Genomic DNA, 17,383 nt, shown 5'->3' on the forward strand with positions numbered 1-17,383 from the left:
CAGGATTTGAACCTGCGACCTCTGGGTTATGAGCCCAGCGAGCTACCGAGCTGCTCCACCCCGCGTCGTTGTTCCTCAAAGGTATCACGACGCGGGGTGGTGCCTGACCAGGCCTCTCAGCCGCTCGGCGGGCTCGCGCTGCTGGACGGTGTCGTCCCCGGCCTGGGGGCGTCAGCCGCCGGCTTCTGGCCCGCCGGCTTGTCGGCCGGCTTCTGGTCCGCCGGCTTCTCCTCCGACTTCAGCTTGGCGCCGGCCTCCGCGGCACGCTGGAGCGCCTTCTGGAGGGCGTCCTGGGCCTTGCCGTAGGCCGCCCAGTCCTGCTTCGCCAGTGCGGCCTCTCCGTCGTCGTACGCCTTCTGCGCGTCGGCGATCGCCTTCTTCAGCGCCTCGTCGTTCGTGCTCGGCGTCGTCGGCGGGGTCGTCCCCGGCTGCTCCGGCTGGGGCGGCGTCACACCCTCGACTCCGAAGACCTTGTTCAGCGCCTCGGTGAGGTTGTTCTCGAACACCGTGGTGTCCTTGGTGGTGTCACCGTCCGGCTGATCGGCGTCCACGTACGACACCGCGACCTTCTTCAGCAGCGGGTAGAGCGCGTTGCGGCCCTGGGCGTACACCGGCTCGACGTAGAGGAAGCCTCCGTCCAGCGGCACGGTGAGGAGATTGCCGTACTGGATGTCGGAGTCGGCGCCTCTCATGTCCCGGACGAACTGGGCCACTTCCGGCAGACCGTTGAGCTTGCTCTGCACCTGGGCCGGGCCCGGCACTTCGGAGGTCACCCTCAGCAGCTTTATGCGGCCGTAGTCCTTGCTGCCGGCCTCGGCGTCGACCGCCATGAAGCCGCCCAGGTTGGGCCGCCCGTTCGGGGTGAACGTCGTCGTGAGCGAGAACCGCTGGTCCGCATCCCCGGGCATCTTCATGCTCAGGTAGTACGGCGGGACGGCGTTGCCCTCCTTGGTGGTCGGGTCGTCCGGCACCTGCCAGGCGTCCGAGCCGCTGTAGAACTGCGCCGGGTTGGTGACGTGGTACCGGGTGAGCAGCTCGCGCTGGACCTTGAACATGTCCTGCGGGTAGCGCAGGTGCTGCATCAGTTCCGGCTTGATCGCCTCACGCGGCTCCACGGTGTCCGGGAACGCCTTCATCCAGGTCTTGAGGACCGGGTCCTCCTTGTCCCACTGGTAGAGGGTCACCGTGCCGTCGTAGGCGTCGACGGTGGCCTTCACCGAGTTGCGGATGTAGTTGACCTGGTTCTGCTGGGCGACCACCGCGCGCTGCTGGTTGCCGACCGTCAGCGCGTCGGCCGTGGTCTCCCCCAGCGTCGTACGCGACGCGTACGGGTAGCCGTTGGTGGTCGTGTACGCGTCGACGATCCACTGGATCCGGCCACCGACGACCGCCGGGTAGGCGTCACCGTCGATGGTCAGCCATGGCGCGACCGCCTCGACGCGCTCCTTGGGCGTGCGGTTGTAGAGGATCCGCGAGCCCTCGCCGATGGCTCCCGAGTAGAGGATCTGCGGCTCGCTGAAGGCGACGGCGTAGGCGGCGCGGTTGAAGGCGTTGGAGAGGTTGACCCCGCTCTTGCCTTCGTAGCTGGTGGTCTTCTCGCCGTTCTCCTCGTAGTCCAGCTCCTTCTGCGGGCCACCGACGATGGAGTACTGGTCCGTCTTCTCGCCGTAGTAGATCCGCTGCTGGTACGTGCCGAGCTCGCCCGTGGTCGGCAGCCCGGACTCGGTGAAGATCGGGGAGCCGTTGGCGTCCGTCTGGGTGCCCGTGGCCATGATGGCGCCGAAGCCGTGGGTGTACGTGAAGTGGTCGTTGATCCAGTTCCGCTTCGGGATGCCCTTGATGTTCAGCTCACGCAGGCCGACGACGGTGTCCTTGCCCTGGTAGCGGTCGATGTCGAGCGTGGTCGGGAACTGGTAGTACTTCCGCTTCTGCTCCAGCTGCTGGAACGTCGGCGACACGATGTTCGGGTCGAGGACGCGGTAGCTCGCCGCCGTGTCGGAGTCCGAGCGGAGCTTGTCCTTGTCCTTGACCGTGGACTTGCCGGAGTAGTTCTCCGGCTTCGTCTGGTCGATGTCGTACGCCTTGCGCGTCGCGTCGATGTTCTTCTGGATGTACGGCGCTTCCTTGGCCTGCTCGTTCGGCTGGACCTGGAACTTCTGCACGATGGCCGGGTACAGGCCGCCGATCAGGATCGCCGAGAGCACCATCAGACCGAAGCCGATCACCGGCAGCTGCCAGGTGCGCCGCCAGAGCGTCGCGAAGAACAGCACGGCGCAGATCGCCGCGATGCAGAAGAGGATCGTCTTCGCCGGCAGATAGGCGTTGGCGTCGACGTACCGCAGACCCGTCCAGTTGCCGGCCGCCTTGAAGTCGCTGGACTTCACGGCGAGGCCGTACCGGTCGAGCCAGTACGCCACGGCCTTCAGCGACACGAAGACGCCGAGCAGCACCGACAGGTGGCCGGTCGCGGCGGCGGTGGCGCGCGCGCCGGGGCTGGTGACGCGCAGTCCGCCGTACAGATAGTGGGTCAGCGCGGCGGCGACCAGCGAGAGCACGGTCGCGGCGAAGCCGAAGGCGAGCAGGAAGCGGTACCAGGGCAGGTCGAAGGCGAAGAACGACACGTCCAGCCGGAACTGCGGGTCCTTCTGCCCGAACGGGACGCCGTTCACCCACAGCAGCCAGGTCCGCCACTGTCCGGAGGCCGAGGCACCGGCGATCAGGCCCACCAGGGCGGCGATCGCGAGGAGCACCCACTTCTTGTAGGGAGCCAGGCCCATCCGGTACCGGTCGAGGCTCTGCTGCTCCAGCGACATCGCGCTCAGCGGCGGCCGCAGCCGGTGCGCCAGCCAGATGTTCAGGCCGACGGCGAGGCTCATGAGCAGACCGAAGACCACGAACAGGCCGATCTTGGTCCACAGGGTGGTGGTGAACACGGACGAGTACGCGACCGAGCGGTACCAGAGCCAGTCCGTCCAGAACCCGGCGAACATGACGAACGCCATGGCCAGGACGGCCAGCACGCCCAGTGTCATGAGCAGGGTGCGGGCCCGCCGGGACGGCCGGCCGACTCTGATCCTTGGCCCGGACGGGCCTCCGCCGCCTCCGCGGTCCGGCATCTGGAAAGCCAACGTGCGCCCCTCGAGGTTGATGCGTCGATAAGCAGGCCCCGCGATCGTAGAGCCCACTGATGCAACTTACTGAGGCTTTACCTAGTTCCCGTCTTCGGGGCATGAGGAGGCAGGATGTCATCCATGTCCAACGTTTCCCCCTCCGGCACCCCCATGGCCGCGAGTCCCCTCACCCGCGCGGTGCTCGAGATCGACGAGTACGCCTCAGGCCTCGGCTGGGACCGGCCGGCCCGGCTCTTCGCCCTCGTCGACACCGCCAAGCTGCGCGCCCAGGAGCCGGGGCTCGCCTCCCAGCTCGGCCTCGAAGGCGGTGAAGTCGCCGCTTACACCCCCATCGAGCAGGAGGAGCTGCCCGCAGGGAAGCCCCTCGACGAGTTCCTCGGCACGATCGCCTGGCCCGACGCGGTGGCCGGCTGCGCGCTGACCGTGGAGCGCCTGATGCTGCCGCCGTCGGCCGAGGCGTCCGTGCCGGACGGTCTCGACGAAGCCGGTCTGGCGAAGTGGGTGGCCCGGCACCCCGACCGTCAGGAGGTCCGGATGACCGTGGCGGTGCTGCGCGACGGAGCACGCGAGGCGGCGATCCGGCTGCGCGAGAAGGACTCGCCGAACGAGGTGCTGACCGGCGCGGACCTGGTGCCCGGACTCGCGGACGCGCTGGCGGCGACCTTCGAGGGCTGAGCCCTACAGGGTGGGGGCGCCCCGGTCGTCGACCGTGACGCCCCCCCACGCGCGCGTGGTGCCGCGGCTCAGCTCTTGGAGCAGCTGGGCAGGTTCCGGGTGTCGCCGTTGCGGAGCTTCTCCAGCGACGCCGTCGCGTCGTCGATGGTGTTCACCTTGATCAGCGTGAGGCCGTCGGGGGTGTCGGAGGCGGCGGACTCGCAGTTGTCGGCCGGGGTGAGGAAGTACTGGGCGCCGGCCTTGCGGGCGCCGACCAGCTTCATGTCGATGCCGCCGATCGGGCCCACCTTGCCCTTCTCGTCGATGGTGCCGGTGCCGGCGACGAACTTGCCGTCGGTCAGGCTCCCGGGGGTGAGCTTGTCGACGATGCCGAGCGCGAACATCAGGCCCGCGCTGGGGCCGCCGACGTCGGCGAGCTTGATGTCGATGGTGAACGGGAAGACGTGGTCCGTACCGGCCTGGATGCCGACGATGGCCCGGTCGCCCTCCTTCGACTTCACGGTGGTGATCGTGGCCTTCCGGGTGGCGGTCGGCTCCTTCCCGGCCTTCTCGGCCGCGGCCGCCTCCTTGGCGGGGACGATCGTGAACTCGACCTTCTCGCCCGGCTTGCGCTTGGTCACCTGCTCGGCGACGTCACCGGGCTCCTTCACCGGAACGCCGTCGACGGCCCTGATGACGTCACCGGCGTGCAGGACCCCCTGCGCCGGGCTGTCCTTCACGACGGAGGCGACGACGACCCGGGTGGTCACCGGGATGCCCAGCTCACCGAGGGCGGCGACCTTCGCGCTCTCCTGGGACTGGCTGAACTCCTCGGCGTTCTCCTGGCTCGACTCCTCCTCGGTCTTGCCGTCCGGGTAGAGCGTCTCCTTTGGCACCACGACGTTGTCATGGGCCAGCCAGCCGTAGACCGCCTCGACCACGTTCATCCGGTAGTCCGCACTGGTGACACGGACCGTCGTCATGTTGAGATGCCCGGTGGTGGGGTACGTCTGACGACCCGAGATCTGCAGCACGGGCTCTCCGCGGGCGTCGCCGAGGGTGTTCACCGTGGGGCCCGGGCTCATCTCCGCGTACGGCACCCGGACGAAGACGCCCACACAGAGCAGGGTGATCAGGACGAGGGTGGAGGCGAGCATCGTCGCAGTGCGGCGTGGCATGGAACGACAGTACGGGACCGGTCTGTGAGCGCACCTGTGGGGCGGGTCCGTACGAGGCGGCCGGCGGGGAGGGAATCAGCCGGAGACGTGGCTACTGCGTACGGGTGAACCCGGCGACGACGACGTCATCTCGGTCAGCTCCCGGTCGGCGGCGGAACGGGACCGCTCCATGGCGTCCCTGAACCGTGCGTAGCCGGCGAGCTCGGCGACGTCCCCGATGGTCTTGTTCCTCTGGGCCCAGCTTCCCCATATCGCCGCGCCGACGACTGCGAAAAGTGGAATCAGCAACCAGGCGAGCGCTGTCATCCCGACCTCCCATCCCCATGAGCGACCGCAAAACGGCCGACGGCCGATCAGCAGACTAACGATCTGCTGTTCCAACGCTGCTGCCGGGGGGCCGGTTACGCAAATCGGGCGTTCGACTACTGGACGTCGGCGCGTCGCTTGCCAGGGGCTCGGTCCTGTGCGCGGGATCAGGGCCGGGCTGGGCGAGACCTTGCGGACACGACCTAGCAGGCGCCCACCCACTCCTCGGTGCCGTCCGAGAATTTCTGGTGCTTCCAGATCGGGACCTCGTGCTTGAGGTCGTCGATCAGCTTGCGGCAGGCCTCGAACGCCTCGCCGCGGTGCGGGCAGGAGACGGCGACGACGACCGCGAGGTCGCCGATGCGCAGATCGCCCACGCGGTGGACGGCGGCCAGGGCGCGGACCGGGTAGTCGGCCACGACCTTCTCGGCGACCCGGCGCATCTCGGCCTCGGCCGTGGGATGGCAGGAGTAGCCCAGGGCGTCGACGTCCGCGCCGCTGTCGTGGTTGCGCACGGTGCCCACGAACAGGGTGGTGCCTCCGGCCGCGTCGTCGCCGACGGCCCGGAAGACCTCGTCGACCGAGAGCGGGGTGTCGCGGATCGCGAGCAGCTTGATCGGGTCGGCGGCGGCCTGCTCGCCGGGGTGGTCAGGGGTGCGTGCCATGGTGCCCATGGTGCCGTACCGCACGGACATCCCGGAATAGCGGTTTCGACCGGCTGTCCGGTCCGTCCCTCGGAGGGTCCTACAGGCCCCGCCGCTTCCGCATCTGCCGTACCAGTGCCGCCGTGCCGAGCAGCGCCACCGTCGCGCCGGCCGCGCCCGCCGCCGTCGCGTCCTTGCGGCCGAGCCGCCGCCCGGCGACCGTGTGCCGGCCCTCGACCTCCTCCAGGAGCGCGGCGAGCACCTCCTCGTTGGTCCACTTCGGCCGCCAGCCCGCGTCGTGCAGCCTGCCGACGCTCACCACCCATGGATGCATCGTGTACGCGAGGTCCCCGGCCGGGGACGGGGTGAGCCCGATCCGGTGCAGCCGGGCGGCGGCGCCCAGGGCGACGGCGGAGGGCAGCTCCATGCGCCGGATCCCGGAGAGCTCCTCGACCTCCTCCTGTTCCAGCCAGCCGTCGCAGCCGACCGCGAACTCCCCGTCGACCTTGCCGAGCGCCGCGTACTCCAGCGCGCTGACCAGGTCCTCGACATGGCAGAACTGCCACGTGGGGCGGGACCCGGCGACGACGAGCAGCCGGGGCGACTCGAAGTAGCGGGTCAGCGCCGTGTCCGTACCGCCGACCAGGACGGCGGGTCTGACGACCGTGACGTTGAGGCCGGGGTGGGCGCGGGGCGCGCGGCGGCCGAGCCGCTCGATCTCGAGCATGTCGCCGACGCCGGTGGCCTCGGCGGTCGCGCGCAGCTCGGCGTCCTCGGAGAGCGGGATGTCGTTGTCGGGCAGGGCGCCGTAGACCATGGCGGAGGTGCACAGCACCACCCGGTGGACGCCCGCCGCGGCGGCGGCCGTGAGGACGGTCTGCGCGCCGCGCACGTTGTAGGCGGTACGGGCGGCGGCGTCCGACTCCAGGTCGAGGTCGACCGCGAGGTGCACGACCACGTCGGCGCCCTTCAGCTTCTCGGCGATGGCCGGGTCGCGGACGTCGAGGATGTGCCACTGCGCCTCGGGGACCTCGCCGCGCCGCTCGTCGATCGCGACGACCCGCTTGATCTCGTCCGACGCGGCCAGACGTCTGGTCAGCAGGTCACCGACCCCGGAGGCGGCGCCGGTGACCGCGACGACGGGGCCACGTCCGGCGGACCGGGTTGAGTGGTTTCGCGCTCCGCGAACCTGAGGATCTGGGGAACTCACCGGGCGTCTCCAGCGGTTGTCTTCAGTACGTACCCGAATGACGCGTACGTACCAGGTGGCGTCCATCCTGCCGCAGGCCACGGCCCGGCGGAGCACCGAGCCCATATCCGGCCCGGATGTCTACGCTGGTGGTGTGGAGAGACGGGCAGTCGCCGTCGGCAGGAAGCCGGCGGCCCTACGAGCCGAGGAAACCTGTGAGTGACACCCCATTCGGATTCGGCCTTCCGCCGGAGGAGCCGGAGAACGGCGACGAGGGCAAGAAGAAGGACCCCGCCGGAGGTGGCCAGGGGTCCGGTGGCCAGGGCGGCGGCAACCCGTTCGGTGCCAATCCGTTCGGTTTCGGCGGTCTTCCCGGCGGCCCGGGCGGTGACAATCCGTTCGCGGCGATGTTCGGCTCGCTGAACCCCAACGACCTGGGCGCGGCCTTCCAGCAGCTCGGCCAGATGCTCAGCTATGAGGGCGGTCCCGTCAACTGGGACATGGCCAAGCAGATCGCCCGCCAGGTCGTCGCACAGGGCACCGCGGACGGCACGAAGGACGCCAGCGTGGGTCAGGCGGACAAGGCCGCCGTGGAGGAGGCCGTGCGCCTCGCCGACCTGTGGCTCGACGGTGTGACGTCGCTGCCCTCCGGGGCGAGCACGGCCGTGGCGTGGAGCCGCGCCGAATGGGTCGAGGCGACGCTGCCCGCGTGGCAGCAGTTGGTCGACCCGGTCGCGGAGCGGGTCGGCGCGGCGATGGGCGATGTGCTGCCCGAGGAGATGCAGGCCATGGCGGGCCCGCTGATCGGCATGATGCGCTCCATGGGCGGTGCCATGTTCGGCCAGCAGATCGGTCAGGCCGTGGGCGCGCTGGCGGGCGAGGTCGTCGGGTCGACGGATGTCGGTCTGCCGCTGGGTCCGGCCGGCAAGGCGGCGCTGCTGCCGCTGAACATCGAGGCCCTCGGCAAGGACCTGGGCGTGCCGAAGGACGAGGTGCGGCTGTATCTGGCGCTGCGCGAGGCGGCCCACCAGCGGCTCTTCGCCCATGTGCCGTGGCTGCGGGCGCATCTGTTCGGCGCGGTCGAGGGGTACGCCCGCGGGATCAAGGTCGACACCTCCAAGTTGGAGGACGCGGTCGGCCAGCTGGACCCGACGCACCCGGAGCAACTGCAGGAGGCCCTCCAGCAGGGCATGTTCCAGCCCGAGGACACCCCGGAGCAGAAGGCCGCCCTGGCCCGTCTGGAGACGGCGCTCGCGCTGGTCGAGGGCTGGGTCGACGCGGTGGTCCACGAGGCCGCCAAGTCCCGGCTGACCTCGGCGGACGCGCTGCGCGAGACGCTGCGCCGGCGCCGGGCGAGCGGTGGCCCCGCCGAGCAGACCTTCGCCACTCTGATCGGGCTCGAACTGCGTCCGCGCCGACTGCGGGACGCTTCCCGGCTGTGGGCCTCGCTCACGGACGCGCGGGGTGTCGACGGTCGCGACGACCTGTGGGGGCACCCGGACATGCTGCCGACGGCGTCCGACCTGGACGACCCCGACGGCTTCGTCCACCGCGAACAGCTGGACTTCTCCGAGCTGGACAAGATGCTGGGCGAGGCGGCCGACAGGCGTGACGGCGACGACGAGAGCGAAGACGACAAGTGAGTCTGCACGACGACGCCGTGCTCGTACTGAAGACGTACGAGGCGAACGGCGAACAGGAAGAGCTGCGCCAGATCTATCTGGATCACCTGGACGCCCATCCGGACGGTATGTGGAAGGCATGCGGGGCGGGGCATCTGACGGCCAGCGCGCTGGTCGTCGACCCTGAGCGCGGCCGGGTCCTCCTCACGCTGCACAAGAAGCTCGGCATGTGGCTGCAGATGGGCGGCCACTGCGAGCCGGGTGACGCGACGGTGGCGGAGGCGGCGCTGCGCGAGGCGGCCGAGGAGTCGGGGATCGCCGGTCTGACCCTGCTCTCCGGCGGTCCGGTGCGTCTGGACCGGCATCCGATTCCGGCGCCCTGCCACTGGCACCTGGACGTGCAGTACGCCGCGCTGGCTCCGGCCGGCGCGGTGGAGGCGATCAGCGACGAGTCGCTGGACCTGCGCTGGTACACCTACGACGAGGTGGCGGGCGTGGCCGACGAGTCGGTGGTACGGCTGACGGAGCGGACCCGCGCCCGGCTCGCGTAGGCAGCGGTAAGGGGCGGTCACCAGGGCGACCGCCCCTTACTCACGCACCGGCTCAGTTCCAGGCGTTGTTCTGGTTCTGCGCGTGCGAGCCGTGCTGCCCGGCGCCGAATTGGGCCGCGAGGCCCTGGCCGATGGCGGCGTTCTGCGGCGGCATGACCTCGCTGGGCTGGACCAGGGCGTATCCCTGGCCGAGGAAGCTGAGTTCCCAGCCCTCGCCCGTGTTGCCGCGGCGGCGGCGGACGTTGGAGTTCGTCGTCTGTGCCTGCATCTGCACCCGCAGCCCGGTGGACCAGGCGACGATCGCGTCCGCGTCGACGTTGACATACTTCTCGGGCGTGACCTGCATCATCAGCGGCTGACCGGAGGTCATCAGGGCGACCTTGCCACGGCCGGAGATGTTGAGCTGGTACTTGCCGGAGCCGGAGATGCCGTACTGGCTGTCCACGGCGATGACCTCGGTGTGCAGGGTCGAGTCCAGCGCCAGCACATAGGCGCTGTCGACGGTCATGCCCTCCTGCTCGACCTCCACGACGTGGATGTACTGGGCGAGGTTGGCGAAGTAGACCGTGCCCTGACCGGAGCAGCGCATCAGGTCGAGGCCCTCACCGGTCCTGGCGCGGGCCCGGCGCTGGGTGGACGTCTGGTACTCGCCGTCGAAGTCGACGAGCCCCTGGTAGGCGACCATGGCGCCCTTGCGGGCGAGGATGTCGTCCTGGCCGGTGAGCGCCACCCGCAGCAGCTGCGGGTTCTGGATGACGTACCGTTCCTGGCTCTGCTGCTCGGCGTAGTTGAAAAGCGGGCTCTGCATGGTGTGTTCTCGCTCCCCCTCAGCCCCGGATCCGCAGGCGGTCGGTGCTGTCCTCGCTCGGCTGTACGACGACGATGCCCTGGCCGGAGAAGGCCATCTGGTACGCCTCGCCGCTGCCCCGCCCGATCAGGGAGGAGGCCTTGAAGCTGCGCTTGCCCTTGACCTTGAGCGCGGGCGACCAGGCGACGAGCGCGTCGGGGTCGACGTACGTCTCGTCCTCGCCGCGGCCGCAGTCGACGACGATCGGGGTGCCGCGCGAGGTCAGGGCGACCCATCCGGTGCCCGCGATCTCGACGTTGAACAGGCCCTGACCGGCGAACTTGGCCAGCCCCTTGACCTTTTCCACGCCCCACTGGAGGTGGGCGTCGAAGGCGAGGACGTTGGTGCCGTTGACGGACAGGGAGTCGTTGTCGAGATTGATGACGACGACGTCCGCGCCGTAGTCGGCGAGGTACAGCAGTCCGTCGCCGGAGCACTTCATGATGGGCGCGCCCTCGCCGGTCATCCACTGCTGCGCGACCTGGCGGACGGCGGGCGGGTTGGGCTCGTAGGTGATGAAGCCCTCGTAGGCGACCATCGAGCCGGTTCGGGCGTACAGGTCCTGGCCGGAGGCCATGGCGACCTTGAGCATGGTGCGGCCGTGGTTCTCCATCCGGGCCGCCATCGGGGTCGGGGCGAAGCCCGCGAGTTGCTGGTTCATTCTTCGGGCTCCCTCAGACCTCGTACGGCTGGACGACGATGAAGTTGCCGGGGGCACCCCGGAACTGGAGGTTCACGGTCTCCCCGCTGTGACCCGGGTACGCGTTGCGGCGCAGCCGGACCTGGCTGGAGAGGATCACCTGCGACGCGGACGACCAGGCGACGACGGCGTTGCAGTCGGCGAAAGTGGTCGGCGTGACGGGCAGCACCACGGGAATGCCGTGGGTCTTCACGACGACCGTGCCGGTGCCCTGGAACTGCATGGTGAACAGGGCGCCGCCGGGGATGCCGTGGCCCTCGATCCGGCGGATCTCGAACTGCAGCGACTCGTCGAACGCGAGGACGTTCTCCGCGGAGACGCAGATTCCGTCGCCCTGGAGCTCGATGGGGTGCAGATGGGCGCCTTCCTCGGCGAGGAAGACCTGGCCGCGGCCGGTGCAGCGCATCAGCTGCATCTCCTGGCCGGTGGCGTTGCCGACGATCCGGCCGGTGAAGCCGGCTCCCTTGTGGCTGAACTCGACCTTGCCCTGGTACATGACCATGCTGCCCTGCCGGGCGAGGACGGGCACGCCGCCCATGGCCAGGTCGACCCGCATGAGCTGCTGGTTCTGCGGGGTCCAACGCGCGCCGGTCGCCGTCTCCTTGTACGGCTGGAGCGCGGCGGCGAGTCCGGCGCCGGCTGCCGGGGCGCCCTGGGGGACGCCCATACCGGCCGGGGGCATGCCCATGGGGGGCTGCTGACCGAAGGCGGGCTGGCCGTACGCGGCGGGCGCGGGTTGGCCGTACGGGGCGGGCGCGGGCTGGCCGTACGGGGCGGGCGCGCCGGGCGGCGGGACCTGGCCCGGGACCTGTCCGAACTGCGGCGGCTGCGGCTGGCCGTACGGCGAGGGCGCCGGCGGCGGGGCGGTGGGCGGCGCCGCCGCGGGTGCCGCGTACACCGGCTGGACCGGGGCCTGCGGAGCCGGCGCCGGAGCGGGCGCGGGCGCGCCGAACGCCGGGGCGGGCTGGGGGACCTGGGGCGCGGGCGGCGCCGTGGGCGCGCCGAAGCCGGGCGGGGCGGCAGCCTGCGGCGGAGGGGCGAAGCCGGGGGCCGCGCCCTGCGGCTGCTGCGCGGCCGGCTCCTCCTCGGCGACCTCACCGCCGAAGTTCCTCAGCAGCGCCTCCAGACCACCGTCGAAGCCCTGGCCGACCGCGGCGAACCGCCATACGTCCTTGAGGTAGAAGTCGCCGAGCATCACGGCGCGCTCGGTGGAGAACTCCGCGCCCGTGAAGGCGTACCGGACGACCTCTTCGCCGCCCGCCACGATCCGGATGTAGCCGGGGCCGATCTGCGACATCTGGCCGGCGCCGTCGATCGTCGCGGTGAACGACAGCTTGTGGATGTTCGCCGGGAGGCGGTCGAGTGTGACGCGGAAGGACTCGGTGTCGCCGGACTGCGCGCCGAGGAGCTGGATGGACTCCTCGGGCGACTTCGGCTGGTTGAAGAAGATGAAGTACCGGTCGTCCGAGAGCTGCTCGTTCGCGTCGAGACCGAAGCAGCTGATGTCGAAGGTCAGCCCGGGCCCCGCGATCTGCACGCCCACGTACAGATCGGTCCCCGGTGTCAGATCACTGATCTTGGCCTTGTGGCCGCGTTGGAATTCCCTGGCCATGCGTAACGACCGTCCCCCATCCCGAAATGTGAATGCGTCGCGCCAGGCTAACGGCTGTATCCGACATTGAGCCAAGTCGGTACACATTCGGTACAGATTCGGAGCGGTCACTCCTCGCGAGCGGTCGGCAGATGCGGCAGCCGTTCGGCGGCGACGACGCCTTCGAGATAGCCCCGGGCCCGCTCGGTGCGCGGATACGCCTCCAGGAGCCGCCAGAACCGGGGTCCGTGGCCGGGCACCAGGAGGTGGGCCAGCTCATGGACGAGCACGTAGTCGACGACGTACTCGGGCATGCCCTGCAGCCGGTGCGACAGCCGGATACTGCCCTCCGAAGGGGTGCAGGAGCCCCAGCGGGTGTTCTGGTTGGTCACCCAGCGCACGGACGCGGGACGCGCCCTGCCGTTGAAGTACTGCTCCGACAACCGCTCGGCGCGCTCGGTCAGTTCGGCGTCGCCGAGGACGCGCTTGCTCTCCTGGGCGGCGAGTTTGTCCAGCATGACCGACACCCAGCGTTGCTCCTCGGCCTCGGACATCCGAGCCGGGATGAGCACGATGGTCCGGTCGCCCTCGCGGTAGGCGGAGACGGTTCTGTTCCGCCGGGAGCTTCTGCGGACCTCGACCGCACTGGTCCCCGAGCCGCGGGGCGGTTTGCTTGTCACGCTGCGCTGTGGGTCGGCGGGCACGCGCCCGACGTTACCCGCTGTCAGCGGGGGAAGTCCCGCCTCGGGATCGGTTCGGCCGTGATCCTGTCGCACCGTGCCCTATTCGAATGATTGACACACCGACCCTGTGGACAACTTTCGGCGTCCGCTTCGGCTCGCGGGCATTCTGACGTCGAGATCACGGAACAGGATCACGGAGCAAGATCACGGGGGCGGATATGCATCCGATGGTGAAACCGGCGCTGCGACGCGCCTGGCGGAATCTGCAGTGTGTGCAGTTCGGGACCACATCCGCGCACGCGGTGCTGGTGGGGCCGCTCGACACGACCACCGGCAGTCTGCTCGGGCTGCTCGACGGCACCCGCGGCATGGAACTGCTGCGGGCGGAGGCTCGGGCACTGGGGTTGCCGGACGGGCAGCTGGAGGCCCTGCTCGGCCGGCTGGCGGACGCCGGGCTGATCGCGGACGCCTCGGCGAGCCGGCCGGGCAAACCCGGCGCACCCGGGCGGTCGGATCCCGCGCTCGACCCGCTGCGAGCCGACCTCGCGTCGCTCTCCGTGGTCGATCCGGCACCGGACGGGGCGGCGCGGCGGCTGGCCGCGCGACGGGCCCTGCGCGTCCAGGTCCGGGGCGCGGGCCGGGTCGGCGCGGCGGTCGCGGCGCTGCTCTCGGCCTCCGGAGTGGGCCGCGTGGAGGTGCTGGACTCCGGGTCGGTGGAGCCGTGGGAGGTGTCGCCGGCCGGGTTGCCCGCCGAGGCGGTCGGCGAGCGCCGGGCCGTGGCGGCCCGCCGGCTCGTGCGGAGCTGGGCCCCGGGCGGCCGGGCGGCACGAGCCGCACTTCCCGCGCCGGAGGACGGCGGAAGCGAACCCGGCCTCTCCCTCGTCGTGGTGACACCTCGGGACGGCCTCGGCGCCTATGTCCCCGACCCGCTGTCCGCCGAGGACTGGATCACCACCGGCACTCCTCATCTCTACGCGGGCGTGCTGGAGGCCACCGGTGTGGTCGGACCGCTGGTGCTGCCGGGCGGCACGGCGTGCGCGCGATGCGTGCAGGAAGAACGGACGGACCGCGAACCGGTCTGGCCCCGGATGCTGGCGCAGTGGCGCTCGGGCGCGCCCCAACCGCTGCCGGCCTGCGATCTCGGACTGGCGACGGCCGTGGCGGGACTGGCCGCCGCCCATGCGCTGGCCTTCCTGGACGGCGAGTTGCCGGCGAGCACGGGGGCACGGTGGGAGGCGTCGCTGCCGCTTCTCGAGTGGCGCGTGGAGCGGTTGAGACCGCACCCTTCGTGCCCGTGCGGGGCCGTACGTAACAGAGAAGGGGTGCGCGCCTCGGAGGCCGGGATGCCACAGGACACAATGGCGGGGTAACCGCCCTGCGCGGCACGGCGGTCTGGGATTTGGAGGGGCGCATGTCTGATCTTCCCCGGAAGGCGGTCACCCGGACCGCCAAGTTGGCCGCGTTGCCCCTGGGCTTCGCCGGACGGGCCACGTGGGGCCTGGGCAAGCGGATCGGCGGCAAGTCCGCGGAGATCGTCGCCCGCGAGCTGCAACAGCGCACGGCCGACCAGCTCTTCAAGGTCCTGGGCGAGCTGAAGGGAGGGGCCATGAAGCTCGGGCAGGCGCTCTCCGTCTTCGAGTCGGCGCTCCCCGAGGAGGTGGCGGGCCCTTACCGGGCGGCGCTCACCAAGCTTCAGGAGGCCGCGCCTCCGATGCCGACACGGACGGTCCACGGAGTCCTGGAGGAACGGCTCGGGGAGGAGTGGCGGGAGCTGTTCCTGGAGTTCGAGGACAAGCCCGCGGCGGCCGCCTCGATCGGGCAGGTGCACCGGGCGGTGTGGCACGACGGCCGTGAGGTCGCGGTGAAGGTGCAGTATCCGGGGGCGGGCGACGCGCTGCTCTCGGATCTGGCGCAGTTGAGCCGGTTCGCGCGGCTCCTCGGCCCGCTGGTCCCCGGCATGGACATCAAGCCGCTGATCACGGAGATGCGCGACCGGGTGGCCGAGGAGCTGGACTACGGCCTGGAGGCGCGGGCCCAGCGGGAGCACGCGGAGCAGTTCGCCGACGATCCGGATGTGGTGGTGCCCGGGGTGGTGCACCAGTCGGAGCAGGTCCTGGTGACGGAGTGGATCGACGGGATCCCGCTGTCCGAGGTGATCGCGGACGGCACGCAGGAGCAGCGGGACCGGGCCGGTCAGCTTCTGGCCCGCTTCCTCTTCTCGGGTCCGGCTCGCACGGGGCTGCTCCACGCCGATCCGCATCCGGGCAACTTCCGGCTGCTGCCCGGCGGGACGGACGACGAGGACGAGGCCGGTCCGGAGAGCTGGCGGCTCGGGGTCCTGGACTTCGGCACGGTGGACCGGCTGCCGGGCGGGCTTCCGGTGACGATCGGCAGGTGTCTGCGGATGGCGCTGGAGGGCGATGCGGAGGGGGTCTACGAACTGCTCCGTGGGGAGGGGTTCGTCAAGGAGTCCATCGAGCTCGACCCGGACGCCGTGCTCGAGTACCTCCTGCCGATCATCGAGCCCGCGGACGCGGACGCCTTCGGCTTCTCCCGGGGCTGGATGAGGGCGCAGGCCGCGCGCATCGCCGACCTTCGTTCCCCGGCACACCAGTTGGGCAAGCAGCTCAATCTGCCGCCGTCGTACCTGCTGATACACCGTGTGACCCTGAGCACGATCGGTGTGCTCTGCCAGCTGAACGCGACGGTCCGGATGCGCGACGAGCTGGAGGAGTGGCTGCCCGGCTTCCTCGCGGAGGAGTGAGCGACGGGGCCGTCACCACCAGGTGGAGTCGAGACGGCCCTCGATGGATCGGATGTTCTCGCGGGCGCAGCTGTCGCAGAGGTAGCGACGGGCGCCGTCCTCCACGGAGCAGGACCAGGTCACCGGGAGCTCCTCGGCGGTCTTGCCGCAGCGGGCGCACACGATGGGCTCCTCGGGTGTCCGGGCGTCGTTCACGCTGGTGACGATAGTCGGACGGGGAGCCGGTCGCAGGGCAACGCACCGCGGGGGCCGGTCCGTTCGGACCGGCCCCCGCGAGGGTTCTTCGGGTCAGTGCATGACGGCCATGGCCAGCGCGCGCCGGGCGCGCAGCGAGACACGCTCGGCTCGCCGCTGCATCCGCCGGGCGGCGACCAGGCGCAGGGCCTGGCGTTCCGCGTCGGCTTCCCGCATGAGGTCGTGCATATGAGCACGAGCCAGGGCTTCTGGGATGAGTTGCATCTCACGGGTCCTGTTCTGACGCGAGGCGTTCGCGCCGGTGGTGGAAACGTCTGGGGTAGCGGAGCCGGACGGCTCGCTCGTGGAAGAGGTCATCGGGGCCTGCTTCTGGGGATCGTGCGTGAGGGGTCGGTCGATGGTTCCGGTGACGTTCATGCCGCGACCGGGTTCTTGCGCGGGCGGCCACGCGGCCGCTTGCGGGCGACGACGACGCCCTGGACGAAGAGCTCTCCACCCCAGACGCCCCACGGCTCACGCCGCTCCTTCGCGCCGGCGAGGCAGGCCTCCATCAGCGGGCAGGTGCGGCAGAGGGACTTCGCGTACTCGACGTCGGCCGGGGACTCGGCGAAGAAGACCTCCGGGTCGTACGAGCGGCAGGGGACGGGTACGCCGAGGTTCTCGATGGCGTCGTCGAGCGCGGAGAGCGTGGTGAGGGGGGTCAAGGTGGAGTCCTCCGTGAGGCCGGGCGGGGGGATCGTTTCGGAAGGCGGTACGGACGGGGCGTGCGCTTCGAGTTGCACGGTTGTTTTTCCTCGTCTGTTGTTCCGGCCTGTTGGCCGGGGTTTCGGCTGGTACCGGGTCTTGCTTTGTCCCGAGGCCCCTTCGCTCTGTCAGCCCCGTTCGGGGACAAACAGAAGGGCCGCGGATCCCGGGTGGGGTTCCGCGGCCCTGAAGGCGCCGGCCTGATCGAGGATCAGGCTGGATCACTCCAGGGTTCGAGCCCACGGAAGGCCCACATCGTGTGGTGCTGCGTCGTCTGCTGCTTGGTTTCGGCACCGGTCGCCGCAAAGCCATAGGCCTTCGCCTGGGCTGCTGCTACTCCTGCTTCCAGTGCCTTGGTCGGTCGCTCGATGCGCTCCATGACGGGAAGACCCGCCAGGACGGCCGCCGGCCGAAGGGCCGGGGCGCCGGCCATGCCGGCACCGGACAGACCGGTGCCAGGGAGACCGCTGCCCATGAACGCCGAACCGGAGAGGCCGAGCGAGCATGCGGAGACGACCGAGCGATCGATCATTTTGTCGGTGACGACGAAGCTGACGTTGCTGCTGATGTTGTGGTTGATGCTG

General features: G+C 70.4%; 18 protein-coding genes. 5 read left to right on the forward strand and 13 right to left on the reverse strand.

Annotated elements, in window-relative coordinates; translation table 11 throughout:
* Nucleotides 1-116: 116 nt before the first annotated feature.
* The gene (locus tag ABZY12_RS30630) at nucleotides 117-3,116 is read right to left on the reverse strand and encodes a UPF0182 family protein (RefSeq protein WP_356896023.1); all 3,000 of its coding nucleotides are present in this window, start codon (nucleotides 3,114-3,116) and stop codon (nucleotides 117-119) included.
* A 135-nt stretch (nucleotides 3,117-3,251) separates the two neighbouring features.
* On the opposite strand from ABZY12_RS30630, the gene ABZY12_RS30635 reads away from it, so the two are divergent.
* Nucleotides 3,252-3,806 (forward strand): PPA1309 family protein, encoded by a 555-nt coding sequence (locus tag ABZY12_RS30635; RefSeq protein ID WP_356896025.1) that lies wholly within the window; start codon nucleotides 3,252-3,254, stop codon nucleotides 3,804-3,806.
* Between the two features lie 68 nt (nucleotides 3,807-3,874).
* On the opposite strand, the gene ABZY12_RS30640 is transcribed toward ABZY12_RS30635, so the two are convergent.
* The 4 genes from ABZY12_RS30640 to ABZY12_RS30655 form a co-directional block, all read right to left on the reverse strand.
* On the reverse strand, nucleotides 3,875-4,963 hold the full coding sequence (locus ABZY12_RS30640; RefSeq protein ID WP_356896027.1) for a PDZ domain-containing protein: 1,089 nt from the start codon (nucleotides 4,961-4,963) through the stop codon (nucleotides 3,875-3,877).
* A 75-nt stretch (nucleotides 4,964-5,038) separates the two neighbouring features.
* Nucleotides 5,039-5,269, reverse strand: coding sequence for a hypothetical protein (locus tag ABZY12_RS30645; protein ID WP_356896029.1), 231 nt, complete (start codon nucleotides 5,267-5,269; stop codon nucleotides 5,039-5,041).
* Nucleotides 5,270-5,472: 203 nt separating this feature from the next.
* Nucleotides 5,473-5,934: a molybdenum cofactor biosynthesis protein MoaE gene (locus tag ABZY12_RS30650; protein WP_356896031.1), complete on the reverse strand. Its 462-nt coding sequence runs from the start codon at nucleotides 5,932-5,934 to the stop codon at nucleotides 5,473-5,475.
* 79 nt (nucleotides 5,935-6,013) lie between these two features.
* The gene (locus ABZY12_RS30655) at nucleotides 6,014-7,123 is read right to left on the reverse strand and encodes an SDR family oxidoreductase (protein WP_356896033.1); all 1,110 of its coding nucleotides are present in this window, start codon (nucleotides 7,121-7,123) and stop codon (nucleotides 6,014-6,016) included.
* A gap of 194 nt (nucleotides 7,124-7,317) precedes the next feature.
* On the opposite strand from ABZY12_RS30655, the gene ABZY12_RS30660 reads away from it, so the two are divergent.
* Both ABZY12_RS30660 and ABZY12_RS30665 read left to right on the forward strand, forming a co-directional pair.
* Entirely contained in the window at nucleotides 7,318-8,745 is a 1,428-nt protein-coding gene (locus ABZY12_RS30660; protein ID WP_356896035.1) for a zinc-dependent metalloprotease, read from the forward strand.
* Complete coding sequence (locus ABZY12_RS30665; protein WP_356896037.1) at nucleotides 8,742-9,275, forward strand: NUDIX hydrolase; 534 nt, start codon at nucleotides 8,742-8,744, stop codon at nucleotides 9,273-9,275. The genes ABZY12_RS30660 and ABZY12_RS30665 overlap by 4 nt, the downstream gene beginning before the upstream one ends.
* Nucleotides 9,276-9,327: 52 nt before the next feature.
* On the opposite strand, the gene ABZY12_RS30670 is transcribed toward ABZY12_RS30665, so the two are convergent.
* From ABZY12_RS30670 to ABZY12_RS30685, 4 genes are all read right to left on the reverse strand, one after another.
* On the reverse strand, nucleotides 9,328-10,083 hold the full coding sequence (locus ABZY12_RS30670; protein ID WP_356896039.1) for an AIM24 family protein: 756 nt from the start codon (nucleotides 10,081-10,083) through the stop codon (nucleotides 9,328-9,330).
* A 19-nt stretch (nucleotides 10,084-10,102) separates the two neighbouring features.
* Complete coding sequence (locus ABZY12_RS30675) at nucleotides 10,103-10,783, reverse strand: AIM24 family protein (protein WP_356896041.1); 681 nt, start codon at nucleotides 10,781-10,783, stop codon at nucleotides 10,103-10,105.
* A gap of 13 nt (nucleotides 10,784-10,796) precedes the next feature.
* A complete protein-coding gene (locus tag ABZY12_RS30680) occupies nucleotides 10,797-12,434 on the reverse strand; it encodes a TerD family protein (protein ID WP_356896043.1) in 1,638 nt (545 codons plus the stop codon).
* Nucleotides 12,435-12,541: 107 nt separating this feature from the next.
* Nucleotides 12,542-13,117: a M48 family metallopeptidase gene (locus tag ABZY12_RS30685; RefSeq protein WP_356896045.1), complete on the reverse strand. Its 576-nt coding sequence runs from the start codon at nucleotides 13,115-13,117 to the stop codon at nucleotides 12,542-12,544.
* A gap of 197 nt (nucleotides 13,118-13,314) precedes the next feature.
* On the opposite strand from ABZY12_RS30685, the gene ABZY12_RS30690 reads away from it, so the two are divergent.
* Together ABZY12_RS30690 and ABZY12_RS30695 are read left to right on the forward strand one after the other, a co-directional pair.
* The gene (locus ABZY12_RS30690) at nucleotides 13,315-14,466 is read left to right on the forward strand and encodes a TOMM precursor leader peptide-binding protein (protein WP_356896047.1); all 1,152 of its coding nucleotides are present in this window, start codon (nucleotides 13,315-13,317) and stop codon (nucleotides 14,464-14,466) included.
* A gap of 41 nt (nucleotides 14,467-14,507) precedes the next feature.
* Nucleotides 14,508-15,860 (forward strand): AarF/ABC1/UbiB kinase family protein, encoded by a 1,353-nt coding sequence (locus ABZY12_RS30695; RefSeq protein ID WP_356896049.1) that lies wholly within the window; start codon nucleotides 14,508-14,510, stop codon nucleotides 15,858-15,860.
* Nucleotides 15,861-15,872: 12 nt separating this feature from the next.
* On the opposite strand, the gene ABZY12_RS30700 is transcribed toward ABZY12_RS30695, so the two are convergent.
* The 4 genes from ABZY12_RS30700 to ABZY12_RS30715 all read right to left on the reverse strand — a co-directional run bounded on the left by ABZY12_RS30700 (nucleotide 15,873) and on the right by ABZY12_RS30715 (nucleotide 17,331).
* Nucleotides 15,873-16,055, reverse strand: a complete 183-nt coding sequence (locus ABZY12_RS30700) for a hypothetical protein (RefSeq protein ID WP_356896051.1) — start codon at nucleotides 16,053-16,055, stop codon at nucleotides 15,873-15,875.
* 93 nt (nucleotides 16,056-16,148) lie between these two features.
* On the reverse strand, nucleotides 16,149-16,472 hold the full coding sequence (locus tag ABZY12_RS30705) for a hypothetical protein (protein WP_356896053.1): 324 nt from the start codon (nucleotides 16,470-16,472) through the stop codon (nucleotides 16,149-16,151).
* A complete protein-coding gene (locus ABZY12_RS30710) occupies nucleotides 16,469-16,837 on the reverse strand; it encodes a WhiB family transcriptional regulator (RefSeq protein ID WP_356896055.1) in 369 nt (122 codons plus the stop codon). The genes ABZY12_RS30705 and ABZY12_RS30710 overlap by 4 nt, the downstream gene beginning before the upstream one ends.
* 173 nt (nucleotides 16,838-17,010) lie before the next feature.
* On the reverse strand, nucleotides 17,011-17,331 hold the full coding sequence (locus ABZY12_RS30715) for a hypothetical protein (protein WP_356896084.1): 321 nt from the start codon (nucleotides 17,329-17,331) through the stop codon (nucleotides 17,011-17,013).
* Between the last annotated feature and the right edge of the window lie 52 nt (nucleotides 17,332-17,383).

The organism is Streptomyces sp. NPDC006551, assembly GCF_040611675.1.
Taxonomy (GTDB): Bacteria; Actinomycetota; Actinomycetes; order Streptomycetales; family Streptomycetaceae; genus Streptomyces.

Excerpts from the sequence above, each read along its gene's own strand:
- ABZY12_RS30630 (WP_356896023.1), bottom strand. The coding sequence starts at position 3,116 with ATGCCGGACCGCGGAGGCGGCGGAGGCCCGTCCGGGCCAAGGATCAGA.
- ABZY12_RS30635 (WP_356896025.1), top strand. The coding sequence starts at position 3,252 with ATGTCCAACGTTTCCCCCTCCGGCACCCCCATGGCCGCGAGTCCCCTC.
- ABZY12_RS30640 (WP_356896027.1), bottom strand. The coding sequence starts at position 4,963 with ATGCCACGCCGCACTGCGACGATGCTCGCCTCCACCCTCGTCCTGATC.
- ABZY12_RS30645 (WP_356896029.1), bottom strand. The coding sequence starts at position 5,269 with ATGACAGCGCTCGCCTGGTTGCTGATTCCACTTTTCGCAGTCGTCGGC.
- ABZY12_RS30650 (WP_356896031.1), bottom strand. The coding sequence starts at position 5,934 with ATGGCACGCACCCCTGACCACCCCGGCGAGCAGGCCGCCGCCGACCCG.
- ABZY12_RS30670 (WP_356896039.1), bottom strand. The coding sequence starts at position 10,083 with ATGCAGAGCCCGCTTTTCAACTACGCCGAGCAGCAGAGCCAGGAACGG.
- ABZY12_RS30675 (WP_356896041.1), bottom strand. The coding sequence starts at position 10,783 with ATGAACCAGCAACTCGCGGGCTTCGCCCCGACCCCGATGGCGGCCCGG.
- ABZY12_RS30680 (WP_356896043.1), bottom strand. The coding sequence starts at position 12,434 with ATGGCCAGGGAATTCCAACGCGGCCACAAGGCCAAGATCAGTGATCTG.
- ABZY12_RS30690 (WP_356896047.1), top strand. The coding sequence starts at position 13,315 with ATGCATCCGATGGTGAAACCGGCGCTGCGACGCGCCTGGCGGAATCTG.
- ABZY12_RS30695 (WP_356896049.1), top strand. The coding sequence starts at position 14,508 with ATGTCTGATCTTCCCCGGAAGGCGGTCACCCGGACCGCCAAGTTGGCC.
- ABZY12_RS30705 (WP_356896053.1), bottom strand. The coding sequence starts at position 16,472 with ATGAACGTCACCGGAACCATCGACCGACCCCTCACGCACGATCCCCAG.
- ABZY12_RS30715 (WP_356896084.1), bottom strand. The coding sequence starts at position 17,331 with ATGATCGATCGCTCGGTCGTCTCCGCATGCTCGCTCGGCCTCTCCGGT.